The 18,266-nt window shown below is 45.4% G+C and carries 17 protein-coding genes and 1 tRNA gene; 11 read left to right on the plus strand and 7 right to left on the minus strand.

Going from position 1 to position 18,266, the window contains the following annotated elements; all coding sequences use genetic code 11:
- Nucleotides 1-54: 54 nt before the first annotated feature.
- Complete coding sequence (locus FE296_RS07825) at nt 55-507, minus strand: hypothetical protein (RefSeq protein WP_150364656.1); 453 nt, start codon at nt 505-507, stop codon at nt 55-57.
- Between the two features lie 458 nt (nt 508-965).
- Between FE296_RS07825 and FE296_RS07830 the strand changes: the two genes are divergently transcribed.
- From FE296_RS07830 to FE296_RS07840, 3 genes are all read left to right on the plus strand, one after another.
- Nucleotides 966-2,699, plus strand: a complete 1,734-nt coding sequence (locus FE296_RS07830) for a tetratricopeptide repeat protein (RefSeq protein WP_150364657.1) — start codon at nt 966-968, stop codon at nt 2,697-2,699.
- Nucleotides 2,700-2,869: 170 nt separating this feature from the next.
- The gene (gene trxB, locus FE296_RS07835; RefSeq protein ID WP_124118319.1) at nt 2,870-3,829 is read left to right on the plus strand and encodes a thioredoxin-disulfide reductase; all 960 of its coding nucleotides are present in this window, start codon (nt 2,870-2,872) and stop codon (nt 3,827-3,829) included.
- A 162-nt stretch (nt 3,830-3,991) separates the two neighbouring features.
- Nucleotides 3,992-5,023, plus strand: coding sequence for an AI-2E family transporter (locus FE296_RS07840; RefSeq protein ID WP_124118318.1), 1,032 nt, complete (start codon nt 3,992-3,994; stop codon nt 5,021-5,023).
- 169 nt (nt 5,024-5,192) lie between these two features.
- Here the strand turns inward: FE296_RS07840 and FE296_RS07845 are convergent, their stop codons facing one another.
- Genes FE296_RS07845 through FE296_RS07860 form a run of 4 tightly spaced genes read right to left on the minus strand, consistent with a single transcriptional unit; the run spans nt 5,193 to nt 8,597 of the window.
- A complete protein-coding gene (locus FE296_RS07845) occupies nt 5,193-5,798 on the minus strand; it encodes a response regulator transcription factor (RefSeq protein WP_150364658.1) in 606 nt (201 codons plus the stop codon).
- On the minus strand, nt 5,795-6,934 hold the full coding sequence (locus FE296_RS07850) for a sensor histidine kinase (protein WP_150364659.1): 1,140 nt from the start codon (nt 6,932-6,934) through the stop codon (nt 5,795-5,797). Before FE296_RS07850 ends, FE296_RS07845 begins: the two co-directional genes overlap by 4 nt.
- Nucleotides 6,935-6,943: 9 nt before the next feature.
- Nucleotides 6,944-7,681 carry an ABC transporter permease gene (locus FE296_RS07855; RefSeq protein ID WP_150364660.1) on the minus strand — a complete coding sequence of 246 codons (738 nt, stop codon included), beginning with the start codon at nt 7,679-7,681 and terminating at the stop codon, nt 6,944-6,946.
- 1 nt (nt 7,682) lies between these two features.
- A complete protein-coding gene (locus FE296_RS07860) occupies nt 7,683-8,597 on the minus strand; it encodes an ABC transporter ATP-binding protein (RefSeq protein ID WP_317889404.1) in 915 nt (304 codons plus the stop codon).
- Between the two features lie 361 nt (nt 8,598-8,958).
- On the opposite strand from FE296_RS07860, the gene FE296_RS07865 reads away from it, so the two are divergent.
- The 7 genes from FE296_RS07865 (at nt 8,959) to FE296_RS07895 (ending at nt 15,724) form a co-directional block, all read left to right on the plus strand.
- Complete coding sequence (locus FE296_RS07865; protein ID WP_062837749.1) at nt 8,959-9,909, plus strand: ROK family glucokinase; 951 nt, start codon at nt 8,959-8,961, stop codon at nt 9,907-9,909.
- Between the two features lie 51 nt (nt 9,910-9,960).
- Nucleotides 9,961-10,860: an RNase adapter RapZ gene (gene rapZ, locus FE296_RS07870; protein ID WP_047841457.1), complete on the plus strand. Its 900-nt coding sequence runs from the start codon at nt 9,961-9,963 to the stop codon at nt 10,858-10,860.
- A gap of 13 nt (nt 10,861-10,873) precedes the next feature.
- Nucleotides 10,874-11,860, plus strand: coding sequence for a gluconeogenesis factor YvcK family protein (locus FE296_RS07875; RefSeq protein WP_150364661.1), 987 nt, complete (start codon nt 10,874-10,876; stop codon nt 11,858-11,860).
- Between the two features lie 6 nt (nt 11,861-11,866).
- Nucleotides 11,867-12,805: a DNA-binding protein WhiA gene (gene whiA / locus FE296_RS07880; protein WP_091038642.1), complete on the plus strand. Its 939-nt coding sequence runs from the start codon at nt 11,867-11,869 to the stop codon at nt 12,803-12,805.
- Nucleotides 12,806-13,059: 254 nt separating this feature from the next.
- The gene (locus FE296_RS07885) at nt 13,060-13,329 is read left to right on the plus strand and encodes an HPr family phosphocarrier protein (RefSeq protein WP_017691248.1); all 270 of its coding nucleotides are present in this window, start codon (nt 13,060-13,062) and stop codon (nt 13,327-13,329) included.
- A 156-nt stretch (nt 13,330-13,485) separates the two neighbouring features.
- Nucleotides 13,486-14,238, plus strand: coding sequence for an SIMPL domain-containing protein (locus FE296_RS07890; protein WP_074092967.1), 753 nt, complete (start codon nt 13,486-13,488; stop codon nt 14,236-14,238).
- Nucleotides 14,239-14,626: 388 nt separating this feature from the next.
- Nucleotides 14,627-15,724, plus strand: a complete 1,098-nt coding sequence (locus FE296_RS07895; protein WP_150364662.1) for a stalk domain-containing protein — start codon at nt 14,627-14,629, stop codon at nt 15,722-15,724.
- Between the two features lie 166 nt (nt 15,725-15,890).
- Here FE296_RS07895 and clpP read toward each other — a convergent pair whose 3' ends face one another.
- Both clpP and FE296_RS07905 read right to left on the minus strand, forming a co-directional pair.
- Entirely contained in the window at nt 15,891-16,487 is a 597-nt protein-coding gene (clpP, locus tag FE296_RS07900) for an ATP-dependent Clp endopeptidase proteolytic subunit ClpP (RefSeq protein WP_017691245.1), read from the minus strand.
- Nucleotides 16,488-16,663: 176 nt separating this feature from the next.
- A tRNA-Arg gene (locus FE296_RS07905) sits at nt 16,664-16,738 on the minus strand.
- A gap of 426 nt (nt 16,739-17,164) precedes the next feature.
- On the opposite strand from FE296_RS07905, the gene FE296_RS07910 reads away from it, so the two are divergent.
- A complete protein-coding gene (locus FE296_RS07910) occupies nt 17,165-18,190 on the plus strand; it encodes a sugar-binding transcriptional regulator (RefSeq protein WP_124118313.1) in 1,026 nt (341 codons plus the stop codon).
- Nucleotides 18,191-18,266: the final 76 nt, after the last annotated feature.

Below are 18,266 nucleotides of genomic sequence, written 5' to 3' on the forward strand. Positions count from 1 at the left end.
GTTCTAAATGATATTCCCACTATCGAGCTCAGTCCAGTAATGTATGAACTATTATCATTTCAGTTGCTCTAACGCAGTCTCGATTGGTTTAGTGAACATAGGATTATCTTTGGTTTTGCTCCAGTAAACGATAAAAACATTTCCTTTCTCATATAGAAAAGGGAATGTTGTGAATTGGGCGCTTTCCATATGTGTATTGAATTCTTTTGTCCCGTTGATGCGATCTTTTTCAGAATTGAAAATATAAAAATGTATAAATTCAGGGCTATATGGTTCTTCTTCCACGGGCACTTCAACGGAGTACACCTCAGGTACAACGTCGTTTAATTTCAAAGGATACCCGGTTATACCAAAGGACACTAAATCCAGTTCTTGAGACTCGAGCGCTCTCAGTACATCATCTAATGTAAACTGATTTTCTATGTTTTCTATATCTTTTGAACATCCATTCAAAGCAAACAAGCAGATTAAGATGAATATAATTGGTTTTATCTTCGAGATCGTCAATATAACATCTCCTTAAAATAATAATGATGTGTCTTTATTTTTAATTACATACGCGAAAAAGAGGCTGAAGGACAGAGCTAATATACGTTGTTTGATTTTTAATGGAGATAAACCAGTAAAAAGGACAATAAGGATAATAATACCATATACTACACTCATCTCATCATAACCGGACCGAATCCAGTTAGACGTCCAGTAAGTGATAAGAATGGACTAATGCAATACTGCAAATAGATCCTTGGCAAGCGAGTGCAGGAGTCTCTAAGAAAAGATGGGTTTCCTTTGAATAAACAACTGAATAAACAACGCTTCAAGGTGATAGGTTTCCGCAAAATGGAATATCACCTTCTTTTGCATTTTTTTCATAAACGACATGAAACTACATATTGAGAAGTGGGCCTTAAGATGTGGTATACTGAAGAGTATGAATGAAACGCAAAGAGGAGGTGCCTTGGAAGATGAAGGGCAAGCTAGTGCGGGCTGAGGGACACCTTGCCAATATAATACCGATTCACTTGGATGCTTCTTTCTTTTTTGAAAGAGCTGTCCGCTCGCTGGACCGTAATCATGTCGACAAGGCATTAAAATATTTTCGCAAAGCTGTTGAATACGAGCCGGAAAATCCGGTAAATCATTGTAATATGGCGGGTATATTATCGGAGAAGGGGGATTACGAAGCCTCCAATGCCATTCTGGCTAACGTGCTGGAAGTGGTAGATCCGTCGATGACGGAATGTTATTTTTATATGGCGAACAATTATGCAAATATGGATCGGTTTGAGGAAGCCGAGCAAGCACTTGTTACCTATCTGGAGGAGGACACCCAAGGTCAGTTCATGACGGAGGCCGAAGAGATGATGGAGCTTCTGTATTATGAGCTGGATCGTCCGGCCAAACTGAATCGAATCAAATCACGCAAAGGTGTAGTGGAGCACGATCAGGCACGGGAACTGCTGGAAGAAGGGAAATTTGCACAGGCTGCTGAATTGCTCGAAGGCATGTCTTCTGATTATCCTGATTACTTGGCTGCCCGTAACAATCTGGCACTCGCCTACTATTATATGGGTCTGTTTCCCAAAGCAAAAGAGACCATTGCCGAAGTGCTTGAACAGGAACCAGGTAATCTGCATGCACTCTGTAATCTGGCCATTTTCCATCAAAATGAGAACCGGGCAGATCAAGTTCTGCTTTTGATCAAAAAATTGCGGGTCATCGTGCCATTCCAGCACGAACAAGTCTACAAACTGGCTACAACGATGGGAATTCTGGGTCAGCACGATACGGCCTATGTTCATTTCCGGCGTTTGCTCAAGGATGAAGAGACGGCTGGTGATCCGGCACTTGCTCACTATGCAGCAGTAGCAGCTTATAATACAGAGCGTTATGACGCCGCTGAGCGTCTATGGCATCATGTATCTAAGCTTGACCCGGGTTCGGAAGTATCTCGATACTATCTGTCAGGTCTTGAGGCTGTACGGCAAGGCGAGCAAGAGCCTGAGAAGCTGAGTTATCACTATCATCTGCCATTTGATGAGCAGTTCAGACAGTGGGAGAACTATGGTAGCGGCATACCTGAAGAAATGAAGAATGATCCACTGATTCGCTCATCCTTCTTCTGGGCATTACGTCATGGTGATCGGGCAACCAAGCTACAGGTTATTCATGCGCTTGGGATGATCGGTGACTATGAGGTGCAGCAGGCTCTGCAATCCTTTATTGAAGAGACTGGAGAAGAACAGGATCTGCTTGAGGCAGCACAAGCTGTACTGAACGGATTGAAATCGGCTGAACATGAGGATCGGAATTCTCAGGTGGTTCGACCCTTTTCTCCTGTAGCCTTGAAGTCTATTGGGAAGGTTCCATCCACATCAGAGCAATCGTACACTGGTTCAACCTCCCATTGGCAGGCTGTTGTTGATCGTGCGTTACAGATGTCTGAAGCAAAGGCTGAGTTGCAGCAAGAGATGGAACGGCTCTGGACGGATTATGTATCCCGGGTACATCCGGAGGTTCCAGGTACGAAGCAGATTGAGGGTTGGGCTGCGGGACTTGAATATTTGGCAGCGAAGAATCACAGTCGGCCCGTTACCTATCAAAGCATTGCGGAGCGGTATGGGATATCGGCATCAACGGTTAGCAAGTATGCTAAACAGATTCATTCGGTCTGTAACAGCAATCCACCACTTGTATAGAAAATGGCCCTCACTTGTTTTCAGAAAGACATCATGAGGTGAAGGATACAATAACCGGGAAAACGGGTAAACTTAACGAATGGGCCTCGTAAACGCCTGTAGGATATCATCTTGGCAAGTTCATCGCTAGTACAACACATTCTCACCTTAATTAAGGAGGCTGTATCTATATGTCTAAATACAGAACGATTGTGATCGGAACGGGACCTGCGGGTCTGACAGCAGCGATATATCTGGCTCGTGCTAATCTGAAACCGCTGGTTATCGAAGGACTTCAGCCGGGTGGTCAATTGACGACAACAACGGAAGTTGAGAATTTCCCCGGTTTCCCACAAGGTATTATGGGTCCGGAACTGATGGACAACATGCGTAAGCAAGCTGAACGTTTTGGAGCGGAATTCAAAAACGGTTGGGTGGAAGAGGTTGATTTCAGCAAACCGCCCTTCAAGGTCAAAGTTGGAGGAATCGGTGAACTGGAAGCTGAATCGATTATTATCTCCACAGGTGCTTCCGCACGTTATCTTGGTATTCCGGGCGAGCAGGAAAATGTAGGACGTGGTGTAAGTACATGTGCGACATGTGACGGCTTCTTCTTCCGTGGTAAAAAAATTGTGGTCGTTGGCGGTGGTGACTCCGCGATGGAGGAAGCGAGTTTCCTGACTCGTTTTGCAACAGACGTCACATTGGTTCACCGTCGGGATGAATTGCGTGCATCCAAGATTATGCAGGATCGGGCTCGCAGCAATGAGAAGGTGAAGTGGGCACTGAACCGTACTCCACTCGAGGTCGTACCGGAAGCTATGGGTGTCAAAGGACTGAAGGTACGCAACAATGAGACGGGGCAGGAAGAGTTGCTAGAAGCAGATGGCGTGTTCGTTGCCATTGGTCACACACCAAATACCGGATTTCTGGGTAATGCAATCACACTGGACGAACATGGCTATGTAGTGGTTAAACCGGGAACAACGGAGACCAATATTCCGGGTGTATTCGCCTGTGGTGATGTTCAGGATACGAAATATCGTCAAGCTATTACGGCTGCAGGATCCGGATGTATGGCCGCGATGGATTGTGAGAAGTTCCTTGAAGGAAGCATTGTCCATGATTGGAGCGAAACGTTGGATAAATAAGCATTACACGCATATGGTTAGGCATAAGCTAGGAATAAGAGACAACGGGAAGTCTCATGAAATGAGAGAAGCCGGAAGGCTTCTCTTTTTTTGAAACTACAGTGGGCATGAGTTCGTATACATATGGGGCATATTAGCTGTGAGGTGAAGATTTTGGGGGAAATGATAAAAGATTGGTTGCAGAATGCGACAGTGAGACGATTTTTGATCCTGCTCTTGTTCTGTTTGGTTTTGTTCAGTATGGGGAGTATGCTGCACATGATTCTGCTGTTGTTCCTGGTGACGTATGTCATGAACAGGTTACAGCACTTCATTACAGGTGGTTTGAATCGGTTGTTTCCGATCAATTATAAAGTTGTGGTCATCCTGCTCTATATGATTGTTATCGCAGTAATTGTGCTCGGCATCTCCAGATATTCACCACGGATCGTGGATCAGGTCGTTCAGTTAACGAACGAAATTATGAAATTTCTCGATAGTGCTGACGGTGATAATTTTGCATCCAAAATTGCGGGTTATCTTCAATCTTTCGATATTAAAAATTACACCAATGATGCATTGAAATATATTTTCGCTTTGAGCAAGTGGCTGGAATTTATTCTGCTTGTTATTATTCTGAGTCTGTTCTTCTTGTTGCAGAAGCAGGAGATATCCAAGTTCACGTCCAAGTTCAAAACAAGTAAAATTGGATGGTTCTATAATGAAGTAGCTTATCTGGGAGACAAATTCGTGTCTTCTTTTGGTAAAGTCATTGAGGCACAGCTTCTTATTGCGGTGTTCAATACAGTGCTGACGATCCTGGGCTTATGGATTCTGGGTTTCCCGTATCTGTTCGCGTTGACCATTCTGGTGTTCCTGCTCAGTCTGGTGCCCGTGGCGGGGGTTATCATCTCACTGGTACCGCTCTGTCTGATTGGGTATCAGATGGGTGGACTGAAATTAAGTATTATTGTGATTATCATGATTATTGTGATTCATGCCCTGGAGACGTACTTCCTGAATCCGAAACTGATGGCACATAAGACCAAATTGCCGATGTTCTACACCTTTATCGTACTGATTCTGTCGCAGCACTTCCTTGGGATCTGGGGACTGATCATTGGTATTCCGATCTTCGTTTTCCTGCTCGATATTCTGGATGTAAACAAGATGGAGAAGACAGAAGAGCCGGTACGTGTGGAATCGAAGCTGTGACGTATAGCTGAAGAACGGCTGAGTTCTGTAAATAATGATGTGTGTAAAAAGACTAAAACGCCTCCAGTTTGCTGGAAGGCGTTTTTTTCTATGCCATACACCAGAAGGTGTAATGGATCGCGAATGAAGTTCTCTCTGGACCATATATCGTGCTTCGCGAACGAAAGTCCTATGAAAGCCAGCCTTTCTCCTCGGCAATAGCGACGGCTTCCATTCGGTTCTTGGCGTCCAGCTTGGCGAAGGCCTCGGATAAATAGTTACGTACGGTCCCGTAGGAGAGATGTAGGGAAGCAGCAATATGATTGGCATTCATCCCGGTGGCTGCCATTTTGAGTACTTCCTTCTCCCGTTCCGTTAACGGGTTAACAGCTTTGGCTGCGCCAAAAACAAGCTCAGGTGACACTTCTCGTCCACCGTTCATCACTCGCCGAATAGCCTCGGCCAAGCGGTCACTAGGCTCGTCCTTGAGCAGATAGCCTTGAACTCCGGCTTGTATAGCTCGTTCCAGGAATCCAGGCCGAGCAAACGTCGTGAGGATAATGATCCGGCAACGGAGACCAAGTTGTTGAATGCGCTCAGCCACATCAAGTCCACTCATCACAGGCATTTCAATGTCCATCAGGCAAATATCTGGCTGGAGAGTAGCCATCTGTCTCAAGGCTTCCTCTCCATTCCCTGCTTCTCCAATGACTTTAAGATCATCTTCAAGATCGAGCAGGGAGGCAAGCGCACCACGCAGCATGCGTTGGTCTTCGGCAATTAATATACGAATCATAGTGATAGTCCTCCTTGTGGTTCGCTGGCGATTAAGGGAAAGAAAATAACGACCCTGGTTCCTTTCGAACCCGAGGAAATCTGAAATGAGCCGTCGATCAGATCCAACCGCTCGGACATTCCCTTCAGTCCGTTTCCGTGATGTTGATTTGAGTTCATGCCAATGCCATTATCCTGGACCATAATCCTGATTCCATCAGGTAATCGTTCCAGTTGAATTATACCTAGAGTGGCTTTGCTGTGCTTTACGATATTCGTCACGGACTCCAGAATACAGAGACTTGCCATGTTCTGAGTCAGGTCAGGCACATCAGCATAGGATTCCTGTTTTCCAGTCAGTCGGAGTTCGATCTCGGCACTTTTCAAAGTTTCTTTGGCATCAGCCAATGCCTCTGTAATACTGATGGCCCGCATATCGGAGACGAGTTGACGTACTTCTCGTAAGGCAGCACGTGAGGTGCGCTCGATTTCACGTGCTTCTTGAATCGCTCGTTCAGGATTTTTGGCGATAAGTTTGGCAACAAGTTCACTTTTTAATGTAATCAAAGAGAGTGTATGCCCCATCGTATCGTGCAGATCCCGGGCAATGCGCATGCGTTCTTCTCGCTTGATCAGTTCTTTGATATGCTGGTGCGCTTCATCGAGTTCGGCTTCCAGTTGTTGCCGATCCAACATCGTTTTGATGCCATAGGGCGATACCAGCATGATGAGATAAAACGGAATAAAGAACAGCAATCGCTCGGTATTGAGTTGGTTGAAGGTGATGATAATGGCTATGGGAATGGTCTGAATGAAGGCGAAAATAAACAGAAAGAATCGAAAAACACGTTTATCTGAATACCATCCAATGAAATTAGCCGTGAAAAATCCAAGAAAAAACATGTTGGGATCAAGAATTAGTGTAAAAATAAGCACACATAACATCTGCAGGCTAAGCCAATAGGAAAAGTGGGATGTGCCCGCAGTCATATAGAGTTGCCGATAGGTTAGAACGAAAACAACAAAAGTTGTAATCCCGATGTATTGCTGAAGCCCATGTGAGTTCCACAAATAGTATAAGGGCATGGCTAAATAGATTAGCCATATATACGGGTAGACACCGTATCTCTTGGGAAAAAGCTTGAAACCTTGGAGCATGCGTCGAAATTACGCCTCCTTCTGTTTGTTGCGGATATATGTGGATAGTAACATAAATCCCACCAGATATGCTGCCAAAAGTAGGACATCTCGCATATGAGGCATGCCTCCAGTTATTATGACCCATGCTCCGTTACCGAAGCTGTGTGAAGGCAACCAGCTACCGATCTGCCCAAGCCAGTCTGGCATAACATCCAGCGGCATCCACATACCTCCAAGCAAGGCAAGGGAGAGATACAATGCATTGCTTAATCCGCTGGCAGTATCGACTCGGCGAAAGGTGCCAATGCAGGTACCGAGCGCAAGAAAAGGTAAAGAACCAGCCAGAATCCAGAGCGCAGAACCAATCCACTGTAATGCAATAAGGGAAACACCGTTAATCAGATAACCGGATATAAAAATGATGATAATTGAGCATAGGTGAATGAAGGTCTGACCAATCATTTTACCACCAAAATAAATGGAGTTCTGCAACGGTGTAACCCGAAGATAGGTGACCCAACCATGCACCCTCTCTTGAACAAGACGAATGCCGAGTGTCATGATGGACGAGCCCATCACACTGAAGCAGGTCATGGACATCAGATAATGTGCATTCCATTGCTGTGCATCCACAGCATCCGTGGTAAATATACGAGTGTACAGGATGTAGAACAGGACGGGCATCAATAAAGACCAGAAGACAAAATAGAGATTGCGTGAAATGCGAAGCATTTCCACTCGGGATTGGGCCAGCAGCATAGACATATTAATGATCCTCCTTAATGGTTTGGAGCAATGTAGCATAGGCATCATCCAGCTGTCCGGCTTCAATACGGATCTCCTGAACTGGAAGCTGAATGGTAATGATGTGGCGGATGAGAGCATCTGTATCTTTGGCATGAAGAATGCAGCGGTCCTTGCGGTATTCAATCTGGTCTATGTCTGGCAAACTTTCAATCTGAGTACGGATGTTCGAATCGGTGGAGATTGAAAAGGATAGCGTTCGTTTCGTGATTCCGCCCTTGATGCTGTCTGGTGTTCCGTCTGCAACGATGGAGCCTTCATTGAAAAGGATAATTCGATCGGCTGCTTCATCTGCCTCATGCAGGTAGTGTGTGGTGAATACGATGGTTTTGCCTTGCTTCGCAAGTGCGCGGATCTGTATCCAGAAATGCCTACGGGTCTCGGAATCCATTCCGACAGTAGGCTCATCGAAGAAGAGAACGTCAGGGGCACCAGCCATGGCCATTGCAAAATTCAGGCTGCGCTTCTGTCCGCCAGACAGCTTTTCTGCTCTTCGGTTCAAGGCAGCTGGCGCAAGACCAGTTAAAGCTTCGATTACATCTGCATCCAGCGGGGTGGGATAGTAGCTGCGAACCATGCGAATAATCTCTCGGACGGTAAGACCGTCCATGACACTGACATCCTGTAACATAACACCCATCCGTTGACGAACCTGTTTATGGGCCGGTGTCATTCCTAGCACAGTCACTTCACCTGAAGAAGGGCTGGACAAGCCGAGCATCATTTTCATGGTTGTTGTTTTGCCTGCACCGTTGGGTCCGAGTATGGCCACAACCGAGCCGCTGGTGATTTTTAATGAAATATGCTTAATGGCATGTTTGCTTCCAAACTGCTTGCTTACGTTGTTCAAATGGATAACCGTTGAATCCATGGTCATCGTTATTCACGCCTTTCGTCTGTTCAATAAGATAATTTCATCTTACGGAAAAAGTCGTGGGGAATTTAGTAAGCATTGTCATGACTTTCAGGTGACAGTTGTCATCTTTTATGAATGGAACGAGTGATCGTGAAATATCATGAGTTGAGGCTTCCCTTTCTATTAGAGAAGAATGAAGCTTGCTTTTTAATAGGAGAAAGGGAGGATGTATACGTATTCATAAATGGTGTGTGATGTGGTTCACAACCCTGGCAAAGCATGATGTATCCGAGGTCTTATCGTCTTGACCCAGGCGTATCCTTCAATTATAGTTGGTACGTAGGACTTAAACTATTTTAGATAGATAAAGGTGGCTTGCAGCATGTCTGAGAAAATCTACGTTGGGGTCGATCTCGGCGGAACAGCAATTAAGGTCGGTATATGCGATGAACAAGGTCAGCTAATGCATACGTATGAAGGACCGACTGAAGTGGATAAGGGCGTAGACACGGTCATCGCCAACATCGAGAAGTATGTCCGACATATCGTAGCCGAATCACCTTACAGTTGGGAACAGCTTGAGGGTGTAGGCGCTGGAGTGGCCGGTTTCACGAATGTACGCGAGGGAATTATCGTTCATGCCCCTAACATCGGATTTCGGAATGTAGCCATTCGTTCGATTCTGGAAGAACGTTTGGGCAAGCCAATCAAAATAGATAACGATGCGAATGTGGCTGCACTGGGTGAAGTATGGGCAGGAGCCGGTAAAGGCGTAGACAATTGTGTATGTTATACACTCGGTACAGGTGTCGGCGGAGGCTTGATCTTGAATGGGAACATCTATCAAGGCTTCTCTGGTATGGCGGGAGAACTGGGGCATATCAGTGTTGTACCTGATCTGGAGGCCATCAAGTGCGGCTGTGGTAAAATGGGATGTGTTGAAACAGTTTCGTCTGCAACGGGTATTATCCGTATGGCGAAGGATGCGGTAGAACGCGGTGATCATACGTCACTGGCACTCGTCGACAAGATTGCAGCCAAAGAAGTATTCGATGCTGCCAAGGCAGGCGATGAAGTGGCACAGCGCATTGTAAACCGTGCGGCCTTCTACCTGGGTAAGTCCATGGCTACTGTAGCTGCTGTTATTAACCCGGAGATGTTCATCATTGGTGGTGGCGTATCCAAAGCGGGCAATTTCTTGTTCGATGAAATACGTACCGTATTTGCTAAGTTGACACCGGAACCGCTGCAAGAAGGGGTTCAGATTCTGGAAGCAACACTTGGTAATAATGCAGGTATTGTGGGTGCGGCAGGTCTTCTCTTGCGTTCCTAGTACCCTCGTAACAATATATGAAGACAGCAATATGATAAGGAGGGGACATTTATGCTTGAAGGTGAAGGCTCACCAGGCACAGGCGCCACGCTCATTATCATTACGGGCATGTCCGGGGCAGGCAAAACCATTGCAGTACAAAGCCTGGAGGATCTGGGTTTCTTCTGTGTGGATAATCTGCCGCCGGTATTGATTCCAAAATTTGCGGAACTAATTGAACAGTCAAACGGCAAGATTGGTAAGGTTGCATTGGTTATCGATCTGCGCGGGCGTGAATTCTTTACGGCTCTGTCCGAGTCTTTGAACTATATTAAAGATCATTTTACCATTCATTGCGAAATTTTATTCCTGGATGCTACAGATTCTGTCCTTGTTCAGCGTTACAAAGAAAGCAGGCGCAGACATCCACTGGCTCCTGAAGGCATGCCGCTGGACGGCATCCGACTGGAACGCAAGATGTTGGAGGAACTCAAAAACTCCGCGACTCAGGTACTGAATACTAGTACAATGAAGCCTGCTCAACTGAAAGAACGCATTATATCCCGTTTTTCTCATCTGGAGAGCCAAATGCTGTCAGTGAATATAACGTCGTTCGGATTTAAGTACGGCATTCCGATTGATGCTGATCTGGTATTTGATGTACGTTTTTTACCGAATCCACATTATATTGAACATTTACGACCGAATACGGGACAGAATAGTGATGTGTACGAATATGTTATGAAGTGGCCAGAGACACAGGCGTTTCTGACCAAGCTGCTGGATATGCTGCATTTCCTGATTCCGCAATACCGGAAGGAAGGCAAAAGCCAGGTTATTATTGGAATCGGCTGTACCGGAGGCAAGCATCGTTCGGTAGCAATATCGGAATATTTGGGCAAGATGTTGGGAAGCAGCGAGACAGAAGCTGTCACCGTAAGCCATCGCGACGCTGACCGGGACCGTCATTGAAGAGGGTGAAGGGATGAAAGAGGCCGGACCACGAAGAGAACGTCCGAGAATAGTTGTAATGGGCGGCGGAACCGGATTATCCGTGATGTTACGCGGTTTGAAAGAGAAGCCGCTGGATATCACGGCCATCGTCACAGTTGCAGATGACGGTGGGAGTTCAGGCATCCTGCGCAATGAGCTACAGATGCCGCCTCCGGGCGACATTCGCAACGTGCTTACGGCACTGGCTGATGTAGAACCATTGCTTTCAGATATGTTGAAGTACCGTTTCAATACAGGCGCGGGGCTTGCAGGCCACAGCTTGGGAAATTTGATTTTGGCTGCAATGACGGATATTTCGGGCGACTTTGTGACCGCAGTGCGGGAGCTTAGCCGCGTGTTTGCCGTTCGAGGTGAGGTATTGCCAGCAGCCGGGCAGGCCGTTGTGTTGCATGCGGAGATGGAAGATGGGACAATTATTACAGGTGAGTCCAAAATACCTGAGGCGGGTGGACGCATCAAACGTGTTTTCCTTGAACCGGATCACGTGGAGCCGTTGCCAGAGGCAGTAGATGCCATTCGTCAAGCTGACGCCATTCTGATCGGGCCAGGCAGCCTCTATACAAGCATCCTTCCCAATCTGCTCGTACCTAAGCTTGCAGAAGCTGTGGTAGAGGCTGATGCGGTGAAGATGTTTATCTGTAATGTGATGACACAGCCTGGAGAAACAGATAACTATACGGTAAGTGACCACCTTAAGGCGGTAAACGAGCATATAGGTCATCAGCTCTTCGACTATGTTATCGTAAATAATGGTGATATTCCGCTGCAAGTGCAGAATAAGTATGCGGAAAAAGGAGCAAAACCGGTTGTACTGGATATGAATGTACTCGAAAGCGCCGGCTATCAGGTGGTTGCAGATACCCTTGTTCTGTTCAAGACTTATCTGCGTCATGATGCCGACAAGTTAAGTCATCATATCTACCAGCTGGTACAAAATTGGATGTTACGGAAGAGGTGAAGTCCCATGTCGTTTGCAGCACAGACCAAAAAAGAGTTAACCATGATCGAGAGCGAACCGTGCTGCGAAAAGGCGGAACTTTCAGCCCTCATCCGTATGCTTGGTGCAGTGCAGTTATCGAATAAAAAAGTGATCTTGGATATTTCGACGGAGAATGCCGCCATTGCAAGACGGGCATACTCTCTGCTTAAAAAGCATTTTCAAGTGCATACGGAATTACTGGTCCGCAAAAAAATGCGGCTGAAAAAGAACAATGTATATATTGTTCGTATTCCAACCATGGTACAGGAGATTCTCAATAGTCTTCATATTGTATCGGAAGGTTTTCTGTTTACGCCAGGGATTAATACGGAGTTATTTCAGCAGAACTGTTGTAAACGGGCCTATCTTCGCGGTGCATTTCTGGCCGGTGGATCGGTTAATAATCCGGAAGGTTCCTCGTACCATTTGGAGATTGCGTCCATGTATGAAGAGCACTGTCAGGCACTAGTTGATCTGGCCAATGAATTTCATCTGAATGCCCGGTGTATAGAACGGAAAAAAGGATTCATCCTATACATCAAGGAAGGCGAGAAAATCATTGAGCTGCTCAGCATCATTGGTGCTCATCAGGCCTTGTTCAAGTTTGAAGATGTACGAATTATGCGAGACATGCGCAACTCCGTTAACCGGATCGTCAATTGTGAGACCGCCAACCTGAATAAAACCATTGGAGCGGCGGTAAGACAAATCGATAATATCCGGTTGTTGCAAAAGGAAGTTGGTCTGGAATCGCTGCCTGAGAAACTTCGCGAGGTGGCGGAGGTTCGACTCGCTCATCCAGATATCAATCTGAAGGAAGTGGGCGAACTCCTTAAAGGTACAGTCAGCAAGTCGGGAGTGAACCATAGGCTTCGTAAAATTGATGAGCTGGCTGAGAAAGTACGCACAGAACGTTATGGTTAAGACGGAGTAGGGTAAAGTAACAAGGTCGGCTGTTTCTGCTGAACAGAAAGGTCGGGAAAGTCAATCGTTAAGGATCTAGAAGACTTACTTAGGTCATTGGATGTGCTGTTCAAAAGATGAAATAGGGCAAGATAACATCCGTCAAAGCATCCTGAGTTTTTTCTTCTAGTGTCCTGCACGGGTTAATGGTATAATGTTGTATAAATATAATTGTGTATTTAATGTCCAGATTTCATAATAGGGGGTAAGTTTCCATGACAAAGCACCCGGTAGTTGTCCGTTTGAAAACGGGTCTCCATGCCAGACCTGCGGCACTGTTCGTTCAAGAAGCGAATAAGTACTCGTCTGAAGTGTTCGTCGAGAAGGACGACAAAAAAGTTAATGCAAAAAGTATCATGGGGATCATGAGCCTTGCAATTAGCACAGGTACGGAAATCCAGATTAGTGCAGAAGGCGCGGATGCCGAACAGGCTGTAAACGCTTTAGTTAGTCTGGTAAGCAAGGAAGAGCTCGAAAACCAATAAGATATGATCAATCCAATGAAGAAGTCCCGAAAGGGGCTTTTTTGCGTTTTTCACGTTTATGCTATCGTCAAGTGCAACATTATGGAATTTGTCCCGTCTGTTAAGGTATCAAATCGATTAAAGTTTGAGATGTTAACACATAAGGAGGCTATCGTGATGGGTAAACAATGGATGAAACCGTTTGGTGCGGTGCTGGTGGCAAGTACGTTGCTTGTTGGGGGAACAGCATGGGTTGCGCCAGGTAACTATGCTTACGCTGCAGAGGTTCAGGGAGTACAACAGAATGTGATTAATGTTGTGGGTAAAGGTGAGATTCAGGTGAAGCCTGATATCGCTTATCTGTCCATTGGTGTGAACAGTACTGCAGAGACAGCTGCATCTGCTCAAAAAGCGAACGCTGCCAAAGTTCAAAAGGTATCCAACTTGCTGAAGAATACGTGGAAGATCAGTGCAGACGACATTCAAACGAGTCAGTTCTCTGTACAACCCAACTATACGTATAGCGAAAAAGACGGACAACAAATTAAAGGATACACAGCGCATCATACGCTGACAGTCACATATCGTGAGATGGACAAGATTGGCGAATTGCTCGATGCTGCTTCTGGTGCGGGTGCCAACAATATTGAAAACGTGCGCTTTACTGTAGAAAATCCGGAAAGTTATGAATCCCAAGTGATTGAGAAAGCTGTTGCCAATGCAGATGTGAAAGCTGGAGCCATTGCAAAAGCAGTTAAACGTCAACTGGGTGCTGTTCTTTCCGTAAGCCAAGGTGATGCCAATGTGCCTGTTTTCTATGCAAGCGAGGCGTTGATGTCCAAAGCACAAGATACAGCAGGTGGCACTGAGATTGAAACAGGCCAGGTTAAAGTAAGCACAATCCTGAATATCACGTATGAAATGAAATAAACAAGATTGAACTAAGGATTGTAAGCTCAAGTAACCTTTATAAGTGTCATTTGAAGGGTACAACGAAATAATGACAAAGACTTTGTCCTGTGGACAGAGTCTTTTTTTTGTTGGAAAAGCAAACTTTAATGAAGTTAGATAGGAGGGTAGCTTTTGAAGCAACATGAAATGCTGTATATTGGTATCTTTTTTGTATAGTTGTTCGTGACAAAAAGGTCATATCCCGTTATATTTTCGGTCTGATATTCATCAATATTGTAACTCGAGCTGTAAACCTTTCCGAAATCGGGTTAATTATAATAGAGAGGTGAGCGTATGAGATATGCGATCAGGTCAGGATTACATACGCAATGATCCCTAATTGTGAATTCAGAGAGGAGTTTTATATATGACATCATGGAAAAAATGGACAAGTGCATTGCTTGCAGCAGGAATTATTGTAGGTAGCGGTTCGGTGTGGCAGGACAGTTCGGTTCAGGCGGCATCGGTATCCGCGAAAGTGACAACCACAGCTGAGGCGACCCTGAAGTCGGGTGGAAAAACACTCACTCAAAAAGGACTTCTTCAAGGTGGTTCAACTTGGGTATCTCTTACGGCGGTTAAAGATGTGGCAGGTGGGACTCTGAAATATGATGCGAAAACCAAAGAGTACGCTTTGACAGCAGCCAATAACACAATGACGATCAGCCTATTGGATGGCGAGCCGAGTGTTCGAATTAACAACTATTATCCTCAAGTGGACGCCAAGCTGATCAACGGCAGATTGTATATTCCATTCTCAGCAATGAGAGATTATTTGGGTGTACAGGGGAATTGGGATGGCAAAACCAAAACGTTGACACTCAGCAAGGTGAAACAAAATAACGTTAAAATTAAAGCGGCAACAGTTAATGTCACTGTAAAAAATGCTGAAGTAGATGTTCAATATCCAAAGGTGAGTGGACTTGCCAGCAAAGAAGCTGAAGCGGCAATCAACAAAGTGCTGAAAGACGAAGTGGATGCTTATGTAGCTGACTTCAAGAAACAGACATCTGAATTCGGCGGGGCAACAGCCAACCGTCCATATGCATTTGAGAGCTCTTATGTAGTGACGTACAACGAAAAAGGCGTGCTGGGACTCATTACACAACGATACGAAGATTATGCTGGCGCTCATGGCATGACATACCGTACGGGCCACACCTTTGCACTGGACACAGGCAAGGAGCTTACGTTAGATGATGTGCTGCAAAATAACAAAACCATGCGCGAGACGTTGAGTAAAAAAGTGGGTGAACAACTGAAAGCCCGCGGCGGATACCTCGATGGTTATAAAGGGTTGAATAAAGATCAAGATTTCTATGTGACACCAACGGGTGTGGTCGTGTTCTTCCAGTTGTATGAGTATACGGCGTACGCAGAGGGATTCCCTGAAATGCCATTTACGTATAAAGAGCTTCTCCCTAAAGGCACAGAACCTTTCAGTAATGTATCTGGAACCAAATAAAGAAATCATTATTATGCACTCTTAAGTTATCTTCCTTATAAAATGAAAAAAGAAGCCCTCATCATGATTATGATGAGGGCTTCTTCCCGTATAGACAACAATGTGGTGTTGCTGATTAACGTTAGGTGTTGATATGTTAACTCGTAGACCGTGGTCTACGTAACAATTAGATGCCTTGGGAACCTACGTTTTCAATAACTTTATCAATGATACCGTAATCGGCGGCTTCAGCAGCGCTCATGAAGTAGTCACGATCTGTATCTTTCTCAATCCGCTCCAGCGGTTGACCTGAACGCTCAGAGATGATGCGGTTCAAGGTATCACGCATTTTCAGGATGCGGCGAGCACGAATTTCGATGTCAGAAGCTTGACCTTGAGCACCACCAAGTGGTTGGTGAATCATGATCTCACTGTTAGGCAACGCAAAACGTTTACCTTTTGCACCGGCATTCAACAAGAATGCACCCATGGAAGCGGCCATACCTACACAGATGGTAGATACATCCGGTTTGATGAATTGCATTGTATCGTAAATCGCCATACCGGCTGTAATTGATCCGCCTGGGCTGTTGATGTATAAGTGAATGTCTTTCTCCGGATCTTCCGCAGCCAGGAACAACATCTGTGCCATAATGGCATTAGCCACTACGTCATTAACATCGCTACCAAGGAAAATAATACGATCCTTCAGCAATCTGGAGTAGATGTCGTAGGCGCGCTCACCCCGGTTGCTCTGTTCAACGACCATTGGAATAAAACTCACGTGAAAAACCTCCTTGGAATGTAAATGTTATTGGTGCTTATACTTAAACTGTTACCGTATTACCCACATAATAAACAATTCCAAACAAAAAGTCAAAGAAAGTCAAACTAACTTGCAAAAAAAAGAAACCTTTCCGGTTTCATTGGTTAAATGGGTTATGAGCTGTTAAATAAAAATGGCGCGCCCGCCAAGAATCGAACTTGGATCTCAGGCTTCGGAGGCCTACGTCATATCCATTGGACCACGGGCGCACATTATGTGACAGCAATAATGATTATAGCTCATGAAATATTTAATTGCAAGCAGTTCGTTGGGTTATTGGTTTGGATTAACCTAAAAATGATCATGATGAAGAAGAGTGGATAAAGAGTGCAATTAAGTAAATGCTATTAGAGGTTTTGGACATGCCGGATGAAATGTGATTCTGAGCGATATGTAGATTGAATTCATTTGTTTCTTCTATATATGGTATGCGTGAGGTAGTCCTTGATCATGGAAGTCTAGGATTGTGAAAATAGGCGCGTACAAACGCTGAATGTGTGTCGAAATAACACGTTGAAACACTTGCATGTCACGTCAGTTTTAGGTAGAATAGACGTGGGACTTAAAAAGTTAACCCGGGACGTTTTAGGGCCACGAAAGAGAGCTTGGAACGAGAACTTGCGGGAGTGGAAAGCATGCGAACGATTTTAGAAGTACAAAAGCAGCTTCTGCCTGATCTCATGGATGTCTTGAAAAAGAGGTATACGATTCTGCAACAGATCATGTTATCGGATGTGATCGGACGGAGAACGTTAGCTAATTCCATGCAGATGACCGAGCGGGTTCTGAGGGCTGAGACCGATCTGTTAAAGGCTCAGGGACTTATTGAAATTGACAGTGCAGGAATGAAGATCAGCGAGGCAGGGTATGATTTGCTGCAGCAGTTAGAGCCCGTAGCCAAAGAGTTGTTCGGATTATCCGAGCTGGAAGAGCGCATCAAGCAAGCCTACGGTCTGCAAAAGGTAGTTGTGGTTCCTGGTGATTCGGACGTATCTCCATTTGCCAAAAGGGAACTGGGCAGAGCCGGAGCGAAGGCTCTCGGCAATATCATGAGTGACAACGACGTTGTCGCCGTTACTGGCGGATCAACAACGGCCGAAGTTGCAGAGCAACTGACTCCGCCAACATCGCTCAAAGGTGTCTGGTTCGTACCGGCACGCGGTGGACTTGGAGAAAGCCTTGAAATTCAGGCGAATACGATTGCATCCACAATGGCAAAACGGGTAGGGGCGCAATACAAACTCCTGCATGTACCGGATTTGCTTAGTGATCATGCCTATGAATCATTAATCCAGGACCCTAGTGTTCAGGAAATTCTGCAGCTGATTCGGAAATCGCGGATTGTTATTCATGGAATTGGTGATGCCGTGGAGATGGCGACAAGACGTAAACTTGCGACGGAGATTATAGATGAACTTCAGGAGCAAGGAGCCGTATCTGAATCTTTCGGTTATTACTTTAATGATCAGGGTAAGGTGGTACATACCATGCTTACACTGGGTATGCGACTTCAGGATATTGAACGAACCGATGTTGTGATCGGAATTGCAGGGGGCAAAAGCAAAGCTGCTGCTATACATTCCGTGTTGCGATTTGGTCAGGAAGATATTCTGATTATAGATGAGGCAGCTGCCGAAGTCATCGTTGCTGAAATGGAATAAGGTTATACTTTGCATCACAACTATTGTTGTCTTGACGGACTTCACCGTCTGTCTTGAATATATAAGTTTCATAAAA

This window comes from Paenibacillus sp. UASWS1643, from assembly GCF_008693195.1.
Classification (GTDB): domain Bacteria; phylum Bacillota; class Bacilli; order Paenibacillales; family Paenibacillaceae; genus Paenibacillus; species Paenibacillus amylolyticus_B.